The 15,953-nt window shown below is 61.7% G+C and carries 17 protein-coding genes; 10 read left to right on the top strand and 7 right to left on the bottom strand.

Annotation, left to right across the window (positions count from 1 at the left end):
* Positions 1-169: 169 nt before the first annotated feature.
* The 9 genes from cmk (at position 170) to QQK16_RS12750 (ending at position 8,542) form a co-directional block, all read left to right on the top strand.
* Entirely contained in the window at positions 170-853 is a 684-nt protein-coding gene (gene cmk / locus QQK16_RS12790; RefSeq protein ID WP_284196857.1) for a (d)CMP kinase, read from the top strand.
* A 112-nt stretch (positions 854-965) separates the two neighbouring features.
* A complete protein-coding gene (gene rpsA, locus QQK16_RS12785; protein ID WP_284196856.1) occupies positions 966-2,666 on the top strand; it encodes a 30S ribosomal protein S1 in 1,701 nt (566 codons plus the stop codon).
* Between the two features lie 24 nt (positions 2,667-2,690).
* A complete protein-coding gene (locus QQK16_RS12780; RefSeq protein WP_284196855.1) occupies positions 2,691-2,978 on the top strand; it encodes an integration host factor subunit beta in 288 nt (95 codons plus the stop codon).
* 289 nt (positions 2,979-3,267) lie between these two features.
* On the top strand, positions 3,268-3,633 hold the full coding sequence (locus tag QQK16_RS12775) for a LapA family protein (protein WP_284196854.1): 366 nt from the start codon (positions 3,268-3,270) through the stop codon (positions 3,631-3,633).
* Between the two features lie 26 nt (positions 3,634-3,659).
* On the top strand, positions 3,660-4,823 hold the full coding sequence (gene lapB, locus QQK16_RS12770) for a lipopolysaccharide assembly protein LapB (RefSeq protein ID WP_284196853.1): 1,164 nt from the start codon (positions 3,660-3,662) through the stop codon (positions 4,821-4,823).
* A 32-nt stretch (positions 4,824-4,855) separates the two neighbouring features.
* Positions 4,856-5,557 (top strand): orotidine-5'-phosphate decarboxylase, encoded by a 702-nt coding sequence (gene pyrF / locus QQK16_RS12765; protein ID WP_284196852.1) that lies wholly within the window; start codon positions 4,856-4,858, stop codon positions 5,555-5,557.
* Between the two features lie 35 nt (positions 5,558-5,592).
* Positions 5,593-6,906, top strand: a complete 1,314-nt coding sequence (locus tag QQK16_RS12760) for a UDP-glucose dehydrogenase family protein (protein WP_284196851.1) — start codon at positions 5,593-5,595, stop codon at positions 6,904-6,906.
* Positions 6,907-6,916: 10 nt separating this feature from the next.
* Complete coding sequence (rfaE1, locus tag QQK16_RS12755; protein ID WP_284196850.1) at positions 6,917-7,855, top strand: D-glycero-beta-D-manno-heptose-7-phosphate kinase; 939 nt, start codon at positions 6,917-6,919, stop codon at positions 7,853-7,855.
* Positions 7,856-7,927: 72 nt separating this feature from the next.
* Entirely contained in the window at positions 7,928-8,542 is a 615-nt protein-coding gene (locus tag QQK16_RS12750; RefSeq protein WP_284196849.1) for a PH domain-containing protein, read from the top strand.
* Between the two features lie 77 nt (positions 8,543-8,619).
* On the opposite strand, the gene QQK16_RS12745 is transcribed toward QQK16_RS12750, so the two are convergent.
* The 6 genes from QQK16_RS12745 to QQK16_RS12720 form a co-directional block, all read right to left on the bottom strand.
* On the bottom strand, positions 8,620-9,342 hold the full coding sequence (locus QQK16_RS12745) for a substrate-binding periplasmic protein (protein ID WP_284196848.1): 723 nt from the start codon (positions 9,340-9,342) through the stop codon (positions 8,620-8,622).
* Between the two features lie 81 nt (positions 9,343-9,423).
* Positions 9,424-10,740: a hydroxysqualene dehydroxylase HpnE gene (hpnE, locus tag QQK16_RS12740; protein ID WP_284196847.1), complete on the bottom strand. Its 1,317-nt coding sequence runs from the start codon at positions 10,738-10,740 to the stop codon at positions 9,424-9,426.
* Positions 10,727-11,176, bottom strand: a complete 450-nt coding sequence (locus tag QQK16_RS12735) for a hypothetical protein (RefSeq protein WP_284196846.1) — start codon at positions 11,174-11,176, stop codon at positions 10,727-10,729. The genes hpnE and QQK16_RS12735 overlap by 14 nt, the downstream gene beginning before the upstream one ends.
* On the bottom strand, positions 11,176-11,973 hold the full coding sequence (locus tag QQK16_RS12730) for a GNAT family N-acetyltransferase (protein WP_284196845.1): 798 nt from the start codon (positions 11,971-11,973) through the stop codon (positions 11,176-11,178). Before QQK16_RS12730 ends, QQK16_RS12735 begins: the two co-directional genes overlap by 1 nt.
* A 108-nt stretch (positions 11,974-12,081) precedes the next feature.
* A complete protein-coding gene (hpnD, locus tag QQK16_RS12725; RefSeq protein ID WP_284196844.1) occupies positions 12,082-12,918 on the bottom strand; it encodes a presqualene diphosphate synthase HpnD in 837 nt (278 codons plus the stop codon).
* A 51-nt stretch (positions 12,919-12,969) separates the two neighbouring features.
* On the bottom strand, positions 12,970-13,902 hold the full coding sequence (locus QQK16_RS12720) for a DMT family transporter (RefSeq protein ID WP_284196843.1): 933 nt from the start codon (positions 13,900-13,902) through the stop codon (positions 12,970-12,972).
* Positions 13,903-13,989: 87 nt separating this feature from the next.
* On the opposite strand from QQK16_RS12720, the gene QQK16_RS12715 reads away from it, so the two are divergent.
* Positions 13,990-14,892, top strand: a complete 903-nt coding sequence (locus QQK16_RS12715) for a LysR family transcriptional regulator (RefSeq protein ID WP_284196842.1) — start codon at positions 13,990-13,992, stop codon at positions 14,890-14,892.
* A 43-nt stretch (positions 14,893-14,935) separates the two neighbouring features.
* On the opposite strand, the gene QQK16_RS12710 is transcribed toward QQK16_RS12715, so the two are convergent.
* A complete protein-coding gene (locus tag QQK16_RS12710; RefSeq protein WP_284196841.1) occupies positions 14,936-15,916 on the bottom strand; it encodes an L-threonylcarbamoyladenylate synthase in 981 nt (326 codons plus the stop codon).
* Between the last annotated feature and the right edge of the window lie 37 nt (positions 15,917-15,953).

The following is a 15,953-nucleotide window of genomic DNA, read 5'->3' as shown; positions in this document are numbered from 1 at the left end:
GTGACTGAGGTGCCGCAGTAGGAGCCTGTTCGCGATTTTTCGCCCCAGGTTAAAAAATCGTGAACAGGCTCTATAGGCTCGACAAGCCGGGCCTGCACATAGAAAATCCGCCACCGCGCCAAGTGGCGCGCGTCCAGCAACGTATTCCAATCAATCCGAAAGACCCGACATGCACCCTATCCCTGTCATTGCCATCGATGGCCCATCTGCTTCGGGCAAGGGTACGGTTGCCGCGCGCGTGGCGGCGGCATTGGGTTGGCACTACCTGGACAGTGGTGCGCTGTATAGGCTCACCGCCCTGGCGGTATTGCAGCGAGGCCTGCAACTGGATGATGCCCAGCAAGTAACCGCGGTCGCTGCGGCACTGGATGTGAGTTTTCTGGAGGGCATGATCTTGCTGGATGGCGAGGATGCCACGGAGTTGATACGCGCCGAGGCCGTGGGTGAGGCGGCCTCCAAGGTGGCGGTATTGCCCTCGGTACGGGCGGCCTTGCTGCAGCGGCAACGTGACTTTGCCCGTGCGCCAGGCTTGGTAGCCGACGGACGGGATATGGGTTCAGCGGTGTTTCCCGAGGCCTCATTGAAGGTGTTTTTGACCGCCAGTGCGGAAGAGCGCGCCAGTCGACGCTATAAGCAGTTGATTGCAAAAGGGGAATCGGTTAACATCTTGCGGATTTTGCAGGACATAGAGCAGCGGGATGCGCGCGATCGCGCCCGCAGCGTAGCGCCGTTGCAGCAATTGCCTGATGCGCATTTGCTGGATACGACGCAATTATCCATAGAGCAGGCCGTCAAGGCTGTGCTTGATTGGTGGCAGGCGGTTTCGCCCGAATACACGGGCAAACTGTCGTAGCGATACCAGGTCGCTGCGGCAGCAAAGGTGCCGGAACTTGCGCAAGGCAAGTCCGGCGTTTCACAACTTGACCCCACAGGCAGCACACGTGGGCTATCTGGATAAATCTGAAATGACTACCGAAGTTTCTTCCATGGAAAGTTTTGCCGCCCTCTTCGAGGAAAGCCTGGCGCGCCAAGAGATGCGCACCGGCGAAGTAATCACTGCTGAAGTGGTTGCCGTCGAAGACAAGGTGGTGATCGTCAACGCCGGCCTGAAGTCCGAGTCGCTGATCGACATCAATGAATTCAAGAACGACCAAGGCGTGGTTGACGTCAAGGTTGGCGACTTCGTGCAAGTTGCCATCGACAGCGTTGAAAACGGTTTCGGCGAGACCAAGCTGTCGCGCGACAAGGCCAAGCGCCTGGCCGCCTGGATAGACCTGGAAGAAGCGCTGGAGCAAGGCGTCATCAAGACCGGTCTGATCTCGGGCAAGGTCAAGGGCGGTCTGACCGTCATGATCAACGGCATCCGCGCCTTCCTGCCGGGTTCGCTGGTCGACATCCGTCCGATCAAGGACACCACGCCTTTCGAAGGCAAGGACATCGAGTTCAAGGTTATCAAGCTGGACCGCAAGCGCAACAACGTGGTTGTGTCGCGCCGTGCCGTGCTGGAAGAGACCATGGGCGAAGAGCGCGAAAAGCTGCTGTCCACCCTGTCCGAAGGCGCTACCGTCAAGGGTATCGTCAAGAACATCACCGACTACGGTGCGTTCGTGGACCTGGGCGGTATCGATGGCCTGCTGCACATCACCGATCTGGCCTGGCGCCGTGTCAAGCACCCGAGCGAAGTGCTCACCGTCGGTGACGAAGTTACCGCCAAGGTGCTCAAGTTCGACCAAGAGAAGAACCGCGTTTCCCTGGGCCTCAAGCAGCTCGGCGAAGATCCGTGGGTGGGCCTGGCTCGTCGCTACCCGCAGAGCACCCGCCTGTTCGGTAAGGTTACCAACATCACCGACTACGGCGCCTTCGTTGAAATCGAACAAGGTATCGAAGGTCTGGTCCACGTGTCCGAAATGGACTGGACCAACAAGAACATCCACCCGACCAAGGTCGTCCAACTGGGCGATGAAGTCGAAGTGATGATTCTGGAGATCGACGAAGACCGTCGTCGTATCAGCCTGGGCATGAAGCAGTGCATGGCCAACCCCTGGGACGATTTCCAGGCTTCCTACAAGAAGGGCGACAAGATCAAGGGCGCCATCAAGTCGATTACCGACTTCGGTGTGTTCATTGGTCTGCCAGGCGGCATCGATGGCCTGGTTCACCTGTCCGACCTGTCCTGGAACCTGCCAGGCGAAGAAGCTGTTCGCAACTACAAGAAGGGCGACGAAGTGGAAGCCATCGTGCTGTCCATCGACGTCGAGCGCGAGCGCATCTCCATGGGCATCAAGCAAATGGAAGGCGATCCGTTCAACAACTTCGTGTCGACCAACGACAAGGGCGCTATCGTCAAGGGTATCGTCAAGTCGCTGGACGCCAAGGGTGCCGTTGTTGCCCTGTCCGAAGAAGTTGAAGGCTACCTGCGTGCAACCGAAGTCTCGCGCGACCGCGTTGAGAACATCGGTACCGTGCTGAAGGAAGGCGACGAAGTCGAAGCCATGATCATCAACGTCGATCGTAAGAACCGCTCGATCAACCTGTCGATCAAGGCCAAGGATCAGTCGGATGACTCCAGCGCCATGACCAAGCTGGCCGGTGAATCGGCTGGCAATGCTGGCACGACCAGCCTGGGTGCACTGCTGAAGGCCAAGCTCTCGGGCAACCAAGAGTAATCGGCGATGTCGTCCGGTAGCCCCATGACCAAGTCCGAGCTGATCGCCAAGCTGGCGGAGCGTTACCCGCAGCTCGTGGCGAAGGACGCCGAACTGGCCGTGAAGACGATACTTGATGCCATGGCCAGCAGTCTGGCCAGTGGTCAACGTATCGAAATTCGGGGGTTCGGCAGCTTTGACCTGAACTACCGGCCGCCACGTGTGGGGCGCAATCCGAAATCCGGGACGAAAGTCGCGGTGCCGGAGAAGTACGTGCCCCATTTCAAGGCCGGTAAAGAGCTGCGCGAGCGAGTGGACGGCCAGGAGGCATAAAGCCTGGTTGTTCCATCGGACTTGCATCCAGTAAGAAAACGCGACGTCGCAAGACGTCGCGTTTTTCTTTTGTGCAGGCCCAAGCCTGGCAGAGAGCTGGCCAGGCGCTGACGCCATTGAAAAGCGGAAGTGTATGCACGCGCCTTCGAGGCGGGGCAAGCAGGTGGAGCCCGCTGATTCTGGCTCTGCTAGCGTTCTGCGCCAGGGTCTTGCTGGTGTTTGTGCCAGCGTCGCCAACCAGCCATAGCGCGAGCCCATAACAGGCGCCGAACCAAGTAAAACAGATGGCATGCCCGATTCCCTGGCGACCTCGGCTAAAATGAGGGTCTATTCCATGGAGCTGCCCGTGCGCTATCTCGCCTGGTTCATCAAGATTGCCCTGTTTTTGTTCCTGTTTGCCTTTGCCATCAAGAATATGGCCATGGTGACCCTGCATGGCCTGCTGGACATGCAGTGGCAAGCGCCGCTGGCGCTGGTGCTGTTTGGCGCCTTTGTGCTGGGTGCCTTGGCAGGTGTGCTGGCCATGTTGCTGCAGGTGGCGCGGCTCAAGCGTGAACTACAGCAGCTCAAGCAGCACAAAGAGAGCGGTGTATCCGCAGTGACGGAGCCGGTAGACCGGGTAGAGCCGTCGGTGCCGCTGGATGCAGTGATCTGAGCAAAACAATAACAAAGGAATTACCTGTGGAATTCGAAGCCTGGTGGCTGATTCTTTTCCCGTTGTGTTTCGGCCTGGGCTGGCTGGCTGCACGCGTTGACATACGGCATATTCTGTCCGACTCAAAATTGCTACCCCGGCAATACTTCGAGGGCCTCAATCATTTGCTGAACGAGCGCACCGACAAGGCCGTCGATGTGTTTGTTGATCTGGCACGTAACCATAGCGAGACCATAGAGCTGCAGTTTGCCCTGGGCCATCTGTTTCGCAAGAAAGGTGAAATCGAGCGCGCCATACGGATGCACCAGAAGCTGCTGGCTCGGCCTGAACTCAAGCTCTTCGAAAAGCAGTCTGCCACCTTTGAGCTGGCGCTGGATTTCATGAAGGCTGGTCTGTTCGACCGGGCAGAGGAGCTGTTTGGCAAGCTCGATGACACCGAGTTTGCCCGTGCGGCCCGGCGCCACCTGCTGGATATTTATCAGCAGGAGAAAGAGTGGCACAAGGCGATTGAGACCGCGCAACAGTTGCGCGATACCAGCCACACCTACCAGCACGAAATCGCCGAGTTCTATTGCGAGCTGGCCACGGCGGCCATGACACGGTCACAGCCGCAGGAGGCCAGGCAGTTTCTGCAGCAGGCCCTTGCCGAGCATCGCAAGTGTGTGCGGGCCAATCTGTTGTTGGGCGAGCTGGCAGCTAACGAGGGGCAGTATGAAGCTGCCATCGACGCCTGGCTCAAGATAGAGTCGCAGGATCATCGCTTCCTGCCCTTTGCCGCACGCAAGTTGCTGGATGCCTATGACAAGCTGGCCAAGCCTGAAGAGGGCACGGCCTTGCTCAAGGGCTTTCTCTCTACCTATCCCGAGCTGGATATGCTTGATGTGGTCGTGGAGCGCATTGCCGCCCAGGAATCGGAGCCGGCCGCCTATGAATGGCTGCGCGAGGAATTGCGGCGCAATCCCAATATGACGGGTTTGCTCAAGCTGTTGGAGGCCCAGGCCAAGGCTGCGCCACCAGAGCGGCAGGCCGAACTCGATACCATGCTGCGGCTGACCCAGGAGTCGACGCGTGGGCTTAGCATGTACCACTGTGCCTCCTGCGGCTTCAAGGCGCGCCAGTATTTCTGGCGCTGCCCTGCCTGCAATGACTGGGAGCGCTTCCTGCCGGCCCGTGGCCAGACCCGTTCCTGATCGTGCCATCCCTTTACCATTGAGAACCCGCCATGACCGTTCACGATCCCAAGATCATTGTTGCCCTGGATTTCCATGATGCCGCTGCCGCGCTGGCCTTTGCCGACAAGGTGAATCCTGCGCTCTGCCGGCTCAAGGTGGGCAAGGAGCTGTTCACCGCAGCCGGCCCTGCGCTGGTGGAACAGCTGGTGGGCCGCGGCTATGAGGTTTTCCTGGACCTGAAATTCCACGATATCCCCAATACCGTCGCCCAGGCCGTCAAGGTGGCTGCCAGGCTGGGCGTCTGGATGGTGAACGTGCATGCCTCGGGCGGCCGCAAGATGATGCTGGCCGCCCGTGATGCGCTCGATGGCGAGCCTAATCGCCCGTTGCTGATTGCGGTGACGGTGCTGACCAGCATGGATGGTGCGGACCTGGCGGAGATGGGTATGCCCGAACCCGCCGTGCAGGTGCCCCTGCTGGCGCGCCTGGCGCTGGAATGTGACCTGGACGGGGTGGTCTGCTCTGCCCAGGAAGCTTTTGTGTTGAAGAAGTTATGCGGTAGCGATTTCAAGCTGGTGACGCCCGGTATCCGCCCTTTGGGCAGTGCTGCCGGGGACCAGAGTCGGGTAATGACACCCGAGGCAGCCTTGGAGGCCGGTGCCGACTATCTGGTGATAGGCCGACCGATTACCCAAAGCGCCGACCCTGTCGCAACACTGCAATCCATACACGCTAGTCTCGCCGCTATCTGAGGGGCATGGGCCCCGCATTAGCGGAGCGCAAACGCATGAAGCTGACCATAGTCGGTACGGGTTATGTGGGCTTGGTGACCGGGGCTTGTCTGGCTGAAGTGGGTAACGAGGTGCTGTGTCTGGATGTGGATGCCAGCAAGGTGGCGGATCTGCGGGCCGGCATCATGCCCATACATGAGCCGGGCTTGGAGGCGCTGGTCAGCCGCAATCAACAGGCCGGGCGGCTACGCTTCACCACCGATGTGGATGAGGCCGTGGCTTATGCCACCTTGCAGATGATTGCGGTGGGTACGCCACCGGGTGAAAACGGTGCGGCAGACCTGCAGCATGTGGTGGCCGCTGCGCGCCAGATAGGTCGGCGCATGGCGGACTACAAGATCATCGTGGACAAATCCACTGTGCCGGTAGGGACGGCCGACAAGGTGGGCGAGGCGATTGCAGAAGAATTGGCGGGGCGGGGCGTGCAACTGCCCTATGCCGTGGTGTCCAACCCGGAGTTCCTGAAGGAGGGAGCGGCTGTAGAGGATTTCATGCGGCCTGACCGTATCGTGGTGGGCAGCGATGATGAGCGCGCCACCCAGTGGTTGAGGGCGCTCTACCAGCCTTTTCAGCGCAGCCACGAGCGGCTGGTGCTGATGGACGTGCGCTCGGCCGAGCTGACCAAGTATGCTGCCAATGCCATGCTGGCGACGCGCATTTCCTTCATGAACGAGATGGCCAATCTGGCGGAAGCCCTGCAGGCCGATATCGAGCAGGTACGGCGGGGCATAGGGGCCGATCCACGCATAGGCTATCAGTTCCTTTACCCGGGCGTAGGCTATGGCGGATCATGCTTTCCCAAGGATGTGCGAGCGCTGCGGCGTACGGCGGAGGCCCATGGTGTGCAGCTGCGTGTACTGGAGGCCGTGGAGGCGGCCAATGATGCGCAAAAGCACAAGCTGGTGATCAAGCTGGTGCAGCGCCTGGGGGCCAGCCTGCGTGGCCGCTGCATCGCCTTGTGGGGGCTGGCGTTCAAGCCGGATACCGACGATATGCGTGAGGCGCCCAGCCTGACGGTGATAGACGGGCTGTTGGATAGAGGGGCGCGGGTGTCGGCTTATGATCCCACGGCCAGCAAGGCGGCGCGCAAACTCCTGGGCGAGCGCATACACTATGCAGCTAGCCCCATGGCGGCGCTGGAGGGAGCAGATGCACTCCTGATCGCTACCGAATGGAAGGAATTTCGCAGCCCGGATTTTGATGCCATAAAGCGTACGCTGAAGCGGCCGCTGATCATCGACGGGCGTAATCTCTATGACCCGGCTTACCTGCGTGAGCTGGGATTTGTCTACGACGCAATAGGGCGTTGAAAGGCCTTGAATGAAGCATGAAGACTTGAGGCGCGCGCTGGCGGCATCGCGCGTGCTGGTGGTGGGGGATGTGATGCTGGACCGCTACTGGTTCGGCGACGTGGAGCGCATATCGCCCGAGGCACCGGTGCCGGTGGCCAAGATCAGCCGCATCGAGGAGCGTGCCGGTGGTGCCGCCAACGTGGCGCGCAATATTGCGGCTATCGGTGGGCAAGCCACCCTGCTGTCGGTCGTAGGGGATGACGAGGCCGGCAGCGCGCTACAAAGGCTGCTGAATGAGCATGGTGTGGCTACCAGCCTGCATCGTGATGCCAGCATCACCACCACGGTGAAGCTGCGTGTGGTGGCCAGGCAGCAACAACTGATACGGCTGGACTTTGAGTACAGCCCCAGTCACGAGATATTGGCCGCCAAGCTGGATGACTTCCGGGCTGTACTGGCACAGCATGATGTGGTGATACTGTCAGACTACGGCAAGGGCGGGCTGACCCATGTAGCGACCATGATCGAAGCCGCCAGGGCTGCCGGCAAGCCGGTGTTGGTTGACCCGAAGGGCGACGACTACAGCCGCTACGCCGGTGCGACCTTGCTGACGCCGAATCGTAGCGAACTGCGCGAGGTGACCGGACGCTGGGGGAGCGAGGCGGAGTTGGTGGAGAAGGCACAGCAATTGCGCACCCAGTTGCGGCTGGACGCCTTGCTGGTGACGCGCTCGGAAGAAGGCATGAGCCTGTTCGAGCCTGCTGGTGTGACCCATGAGCAGACGCTGGCGCAGGAAGTGTTCGATGTATCGGGTGCGGGCGATACGGTGATCGCTACCCTGGCGGCCATGCTGGCGGCGGGTGAGAGCCTGCCACGGGCCATGCAGTGGTCCAACCTGGCGGCCGGCATCGTAGTGGGCAAGCTGGGCACGGCGGTAGCCACGGCCGAGGAATTGTTCGAGCGTTGAGCCGTTGCATTTTTTTGGGCAACCGGGAGGGTGTACATGGCCCGGTGCTTAACCACAAGGGAAGGAGCAACCATGTTTGGCAAGTTGGCGGCAGATGCATTGGGATTGAGCGATATCGGTGCAGTGATCAAGCCGGAGGATTACGACAAGGTCGATGCCGATGACTACGTAATGCACGAGGATCAGGAAAAGATCTTCTTCCTGATCAAATCCAAGGTGGACGAGTACTGCTTTACCAACAAGGCGCTGATACACCTCGATGGCTCCAGCGCCATGAGCAAGAAGCGCATGCTGCATCGCTACAGCTATAGTTCCTATCCGGTGTCAGAGGTGCTGCTGGAAACCGCCGGCACCATAGACATGGACGTGGAGGTGAAATTCCAGCTGGGCAACAAGGCCTTCTCCATCGATGTGCACAAAAAGCATATTGAAGAGGTGAAGGACCTGTACAAGGCGCTGCTGCGTATTGCGGAACTGATGCACGAGAACGAGATTGCCCTGGCTTATGCCAAGTCCAGCCTGGAGCTGGCATCGGTGACGCTGGGACGCGGCCAGAGCGGTGGTACGCCGGTGGTGGAGGCCTTCAAGGAACTGAATCAGGCGGCGTTCTCCTGGCTCAGTGCGGCCCAGCAAAAGTATGTGGTCAAGGACTTCGGCTTTGTGTTCGAGCGCTATATCAAGAACTGAGCCCGTTGGGTCGCTGGCGACTACGCCAGGGTGTCGACAGACCGCCACAATGTGGCGGTTTTTTCTTGGTTGCGAGGCTAGTCGCTGTATTTGCGATTGATGGCTGCCAGGGTGCCATCGCTCTGGAGCAACTGAAAGCCCTGCTGCAGCTTATGCAACACGGCAGCATCGGTGCCCGGATGGCAGGCGAGGTACAGCTCAAAACTGCGTACCGGAATCATGGGCTTTATCTTGCCGGTGAGATTCTGGCGTGCGATCAGGGCATTGCCGCTTTCTCCGCTGGCCAGCCAGTAGTCCAGTCGGCCCGCCATCAGATTCTTGATGGAGATATCGTGGTTGGCCGACATCACCACGTTGTAGCCCTGCTTGATCATATACAGCGCACTGGCGGAGCCGTGATAGCCGCCTATGCGGGCGCCTATGGCGCTTTCCAGGCTGCGGGGCGCCTGTGGTTTGTCGGTACGGCCGAACAGCATCCAATCATTGTGCGCTAGTGGGCCTATCCAGACAAAGCTGGCTTCGCGCTCAGGAGTGCGGGCGGTGGAGTAGACACAATGGCCGGGCTGGCTTCGAGCGGATTCAAAAGCGCGAGCCCAAGGGGTCAGTTCTATCTTGTAGGCCAGATTGCTACGCGTCAGCAGGATTTCGACCTTCTCCGTCGAACTGCCGCCCACCCTGCCGTCAGGCAGGGGGAAGTTGTAAGGCGGCAAATCCTCGGTGAATAGCTTGAGCGGCAGGCTGTCGGCCAAGCAGGCGGGCAGCGACAAAGCTACCAGGCAAAGCGTGAGCAGCCGAGACATGGCAGCCTCTTGCGGGTGATGGTGATACCACTATATGTCGGACTGCCGGTTGTGGTGGATCGTCCCGCCTGCCGTAGGGGCTTATCCGATGGGCGGCTGCGCTGCCAGGCAGGCGTGGGCGGCCGCCACGCCGCTACGCACTGCGCCCTCCAGGGTGGCGGGGTAATCGCCTGCCGTATAGTCGCCGGCCAGCCACAGCGCAGGGTCGGCCGTGGCATTGCCCGGCCGCTTTAGCCCGGCTACGCAGCCAAAGGTGGCGCGTTTCTCTGCGATCACCCTATGCCACAACGGTGCAGGTAGCTGGGGGTGGGCCTGTGCGATTTCCGTCGTCACGATAGCGGCCAGCTGCGCCTGCGACCAGGCTTCGTGCGGGCCTTCGGCACTGATGACGGCCGCCAGGAGGCCATCCTGGCCGCACAGGCGGCCTCGGTCGAACAGCCATTGGGTGCTGCTACCCACCATGCCTTGCATGGCCTTGGGCAGCCGAGTACCTGCCGGGTAGCGTAGGTATACGGTGTAGATCGGTTGCCAGGTCCATGCGTCCAGCAGGGCGGAGGCAGGTGCGAGGGCGGGCAGGTGTTCTGCCAGCATGGCCAGCCTATGTGGGGGCAGCGCCAATATCAACTGGCTGTAGCACCTATCGCTGCGATCCAGCTGCCAGCCCTGGGCGCTGCGCCTCACCTGCCTGATCATGGTGCCGGTATGTACGGTGCAATTGCGCTCAGCCAGATAGCGCCCTGCTGCCTCGGGAAAGAGTGCCGAGAGGTCGGTCGCGGGCAGCAGGAAGTCACTGGCTGCGCGCTTGCCGGCCAGGCTGTCGCGCAGCACGTTGAGCAGCACCTGAGCACTGGCGGTGGCGATAGGGGTGTTGAGGGCGGCCAGGGTAAGCGGCTCCCACAGGCAACGTACCAGGTGGGCGGACTGCCCATGGTCGGCCAGCCAGCTTGCGACCGTGGTGTCCTGAGCCAGCTGGAAGCCACGCAACTGCGCACCGGCCATGGCGCGTATGGCGCTGATGCGCTCGCCCCAGCTAAGTCCGTCGGCCCATAGCAGGCCGGCCAGGGTATGCAGTGGTGCGGGTAGCCGTGGGCAGGCCAGGCGGAATACCCGCTGGCTACCCTGCTGTACATCCAGCTCCAGGGGCGTGCGGACGAAACCCTCGGCTTCCGACATCCCGGCCAGTTGCATCAGGCGCAATAGCTCGGCATAGGCGCCTATGGCCATGTGCTGGCCGTTATCCAGTGCCACACCGTCTATCTCTACCCGGCGGGCGCGGCCACCTAGCACTGGGCCTGCCTCGAATACTTCAAGCGGCTGGCCATGGGCAGCCAGTTCCATGGCGGCCGCCATGCCGGCGTAGCCGCCGCCGATGATGGCAATGGGGTCAGATTTCTTCACGGAATATGTCGCGATACAGCTCGGGATAGCGTGCCAGAACCTGGCGGGCACGATCTGGTTTGATGGGGTGTATGGTCTGGATGAAGTGGAGATCGCCCTCGGGCTCGATGGCCACTAGCTCCAGGATGAAGAACAGGCGCCGCTCGGGCATGAAATACAGCCAGCTGGCCGAACCCTGGCCGTATTTGGCGATCTGGTTGTTCAGTTCCAGCAGGCGCTTGGAGTTATCGGCACTGTAGAGAAACAGTTCGGGCGTGCCATCGGTGCGCTGGTAATTGCGCGCGATACGGAAGGTTTCCAGCGCTTGCCGCATCTTGCGCCGACGTATTGCCTTGCGGTCTGCATGGCGCATCTCCACCCAGCCTGCGACCAGGATGGCGATGATGACCAGCGCGGCAAACAACAGATACCAGGGCGAGAAGGGCAGTTTGTCCATCAGCTTGGGCTGGGTGTCTGGGTTGGGCGATACAGATAGGGTAGCGTCATGGCCTGATTGAACCCGCAAGCACGCGCAAGTGCAATGGATGCGTGATTGTCGGTGCTGGCCAGATAGTGGGCCTGCTTGCCCTGGGTATGTATCCAGTTGGCCGCATGGCCAACAACGGCCTTGCCCAGGCCCCGGTTACGCAGTGTGGAGGCCGTGCTGACGGCCTGGATGCTGATATGGCTGCCAGCGGCAAGATTGCATTCGGCCATGGCAACCAGTTGGCCTTCATGGATGGCACCAAAAAATCGATCCAGCCTGCCGAAGTCACGTATCAGTGCAGGATAGTCGGCATAGCCTTGGGCAGCCAGTTCCGGGTGCATGGGCGTGCCCTGCTGGCATGCCTGTTCGAAGTTGACTATGGGGATAGGGCTGGCTGCGGGACCGGGGCCGGGACCGGGACCGTCCAGGCACAGGTGAGTGTCCCAGCCGATTTGCCAGCCGCTGGCTATGGCCAGTTCGTCGGCGGGCTGATTGCACAGGGCGACATCGGCAACAGGCGCGTGCTGTTCCAGCCAGTGCAGGGCGGCATCCAGGGCGGCCTGGTCCTGGGCGTAGGCCCAATACGAGGGGGCTTCAGGCCGGCCGGCCCAAGGGCCACCCAGGACCCAGGCGCTGCCGTCATCGGCCAGCATGGCGGTGGAGCCGGGATCGCGCTCCACAATGTAACGCGCAAATACCGCCATGGCGCTGTCGGGCAGGTGCGGCAGCAGTGCCGCCGCCTGGGTGAGTTGTAAGCGCCCGTTCAATGTCTACTCACCCCGCGCCTTGTTCGTTAGCCGGCAAGGCAGCAAGTCTGCCGGACTGCGACGCGGTGTAGGGGTACCGCACAGGCGCCAGGCCGGGGTGGCTGCCGCTCACGCAAACCACCAGGTTTTCCAGGCCAGCCAGAGCTTGCGTATGGGCGTGAGGCTGAGCCGCTGATTGAGTACCTTGGCAGGGCCGTCGAGCACGATTTCTTCCAGCGTGGCGCGATAAATGGCCGCCATCACGAGGCCGGCACGTTGCTTCTTGCGGTCTGGTGCTGGCAGGGCGGCCAGGGCTTCGTCGTAATAGGTCTGCGCACGCTGAATCTGGAAATCCATCAATTGCTTGAAGTTGTCGGATTCGCGGTAGCTGAGTAGGTCAGCGGCCGGTACGTTGAAGCGCTGCAGTTCTTCGACCGGCAGGTAGATACGGCCACGGCGGGCATCCTCGCCCACATCGCGGATGATATTGGTGAGCTGGAAGGCCAGGCCCAGTTTTTCGGCGTAGACATAGGTCTTGTCATCACTGACGCCAAAAATGCGGGCGGATAACAGACCGACCACCGAGGCTACCAGGTAGCAGTACTGCTGCAGGTCGGCAAAGCTGTTGTAGCGGGCCTGGGTCAGGTCCATCTCCATGCCGTCTATGATCTGTAGCAATTGCTGTTGTGGCAGTTGCAGGCGAGCAACATGCGGCTGCAGGGCCCGTGTCACCGGGTGCTGCGGGTTGTTGGCATACAGGTTGGCCACTTCGCTGCGCCACCAGTTGAGCGTCGTGCGGGCCACGTTCTCGTCATGGGTTTCATCCACCACATCGTCCACCTCGCGGCAGAAGGCGTACAGCGCCGTAATGGCGCGGCGGGTTTCCAGCGGCAGGAAGCGGAAGCTGTAGTAGAAACTGGAGCCACTCTGGGCGGCTTTGTCTTCGCAATATTGGTCGGGCGTCACTTGATCGGTCTCACGCTGGCTGATGGCCAGGAACGCCCGGATTGTAGCGAGTTACGCGGCTTTTGCCTTGCTTATCCAGGTAATTCCGGCCAGTACCAGGCAGAGGCCCACTACCTGCAACAGCGAAAAGGGCTCTCCCAGTATCAGCCAGCCGAAGGCGATGGTCAGCACAGGCCCTACTGTGCCCATGGCGGCTGCCCGGCTGGCGCCCAGCCGTTCCACGGCACGGGCAGCCAGCCAGATGGGGAGTACGGTGGAGACTAGCGCCATGGCCAGCGCCCAGCCCCAGACGCCTTGGGGCAGGCCGGCCAGGGCATCCAGCGGACGGGCCAGCAGGAAGTGCCCCAGAACAAAGCCGCATGCCATGGCGCCGGAGTAACCGGCCAGCCGGGTGGAGCCGATGCGTTTTACATAGCGGCCGGTGCCCAGGTAATAGAGCGAAAAGGTGATGGCAGACAGGAAAACCCAGCCACCGCCTATCAGTACGGCAGTGCTGGCGGTCGTGTGGACCAGGTCGTGCCAGAAGGCCGCCAGCAGCCCGAGGTAGCATAAGCCCATGGCGGCCCAGATGCGTCCGCTGATGGGGCGGCGATGCCAGGCCGCTTCCATCAGCAGCACCAGGCTGGGGTAGGTGAACAGGATGAGCCTTTCCAGTCCTGCCGAGATGGTTTGCAGGCCCAGGAAATCAAACAGGCTGGAGAGGTAATAGCCCACCAGGCCCAGGCCGGCCAGACCCAGCCAGTCGCGTTTACCCAGGGTGTCGCCTTGGGCGGAATAAGCAAGCCAGAGAAAGGCCGGCAAGGCCAGGCCCATGCGTAGCGCCAGCAGGCTGACGGCGTCGACCGGCCCGGCGGCGTAGGCCAGTTTGACGAAAATGGCCTTGAGCGAGAAACCTGCGGCAGACAGCAAGGCCAGGGTACGGCCGTCCTGCCACCAGTGCCGGTGTTCTGATATGGCGAAGGCTGACAGGGCGCGCTGTATCATGGCTGCTCCAGGAACGGGTTGATGCGGCCCATTGTGAACCGCAGCAGCAAGCGCGAGAATGCGTTTTTACACCATGGGCCTTCGCCAATGACGAAACCTCTGCGCTTTGATCTGAACGACTTGCGCTTGTTTGCTGCCGTGGCTGCGGCGGGGTCGCTCTCCAAGGGGGCGGCCAGTCTGCCGCTGGCGTTGTCGGCAGCCAGTGCCCGGTTAAGGCAGCTTGAGCACAGGCTGGGCCTGAGCCTATTTGTGCGGCACGCTAGCGGGGTGAGGTTGACGCCGGCCGGCGAGGTGCTGCTGGAACATGCCCGCCGATTGCTGCGTTCGGCACAGGATGCCCAGCTGGCGATGGATGGCTTGAGCGGTGAGCAGCGCGTGGCCTTGCGGCTCTACGCTAATACCACCGCCAACAGCACGATACTGCCGGGCGCCCTGGGGCGTTTCCTGGCAGAGCATGGCTATGTTGATGTGACGCTGGTGGAGCGCCCCAGCCGCGAAGTGATTGCTGCGGTGGCGGCGGGCGAGGCAGACCTCGGCGTAATTGATGGCGACTACGAGCCCCCCGGCCTGTTGGCCTTGCCTATAGGCCGGTACCGGCTGGCCGTGCTGGCGTCGCCCAGGCATCCATTGGCCAACAGGGCCAATATCAGTTTTCGTGAACTGGCCAGCCATGACCTGGTGGGCTTGCCGGATGGCAGTTCCATGCAGGGTTTTGTGGAAAAGCTGGCCAGGCTGTCGGGCCTGGATCTGCACATGCGGGCCAGGGCGCCAAGCTTTGCCGCCATCGCCAGGCTGGTGGCGGGTGGGGCTGGTGTAGCCGTCGTGCCGGAAGCCACCGGCCAGGGCTACCGGGATGCCATGGGCTTGGCCTTGGTCGCATTGAGCGATGACTGGGCAGAGCGGGAGCTGAAGCTCTGCCTGCGCCAATGGGAGACCCTGCCCACCATGGTCAGGGCGCTGGCCGAGGCATTGAGCGGCATAGCGCGGTAGCGCCAGACAGATATTGAGCCAAGACGAACGAGATTGCCCTGACTCAGGCTAGCCAGCCGCTGGCCGCCCGCTTGACGCGGTCATTCACGGCCAGCCAGGCCGCTGTCTGCGGGGGCTGTTCCAGCAGCAAGACGTCGAAGCGGCCGCCATCATGCTCTCGCAGAGTGGCATAGAGTGCGCGGGCATAGGCTTCGGCGTTCAGCGGCATGGCATGGCATTCAGCGCCGCAGACCGCCTGTAGCATCTGCGAATGGTGCAGCAGGGCTACCCGCTGGCCTGCTTCAAAGCGCTGGTAGGCCTCGGCCTCAAGGGCCGCCAAGGGGCCCACCAGCAAAGGGGTGCGGGGGGCGTAGTGGGAATCGAGCAGGCCCGATACCCGCAGCTTGGCGGTGGTCGGTTTCTCGTGGTGTATCAGTTTGACGCCCAATACGGCTTCAATGGCTTCGGCCGGGATGCCACCCGGGCGCAGCAGGGTGGGTTGGGCATCCGTCAGGCCGACGATGGTGGATTCCACGCCTACTGTGCAGGGGCCACCATCAAGGATAAGGCCCAGCGCATCGCCGAACTCGGTGTAAACATGTTCGGCTGTCGTAGGGCTGACATGGCCGAACTGGTTGGCAGACGGGGCGGCCAGCCCACCGCCGAAGCGCTCCAGCAGGGCATGGGTGAGCGGGTGGGCGGGGGCACGCAGGCCGACCGTATCCTGCCCGCCAGTGACGGCGTCGGGTACATGGGGCTTGCGCCGCAATATCAAGGTCAGCGAGCCCGGCCAGAAGGCATCGGCCAGTTTCCAGGCGGCATCGGGGATATCCTGCGCCCAGTCGTCCAGCTGCTGGCGGCCAGCGATATGGACAATGACCGGATGGTCAGCCGGCCGGCCTTTCATGGCGAAGATCTTGGCTACCGCGTCGGGGCGGCTGGCATCGGCTGCCAGGCCATAGACGGTTTCGGTGGGAATGCCGACCAGCTCGCCTGCTTGCAGCAGTGCCAGGGCCTGGTCGAGGTCGGTGGAGATAGGGCGCATGGGGCTATTTTATCGCGGTTTCAGGTTTACGCCCGGT

This window comes from Chitinimonas prasina (genome assembly GCF_030160395.1).
GTDB lineage: Bacteria > Pseudomonadota > Gammaproteobacteria > Burkholderiales > Chitinimonadaceae > Chitinimonas > Chitinimonas prasina.
This window is presented reverse-complemented; position numbering and strand designations above follow the sequence as displayed.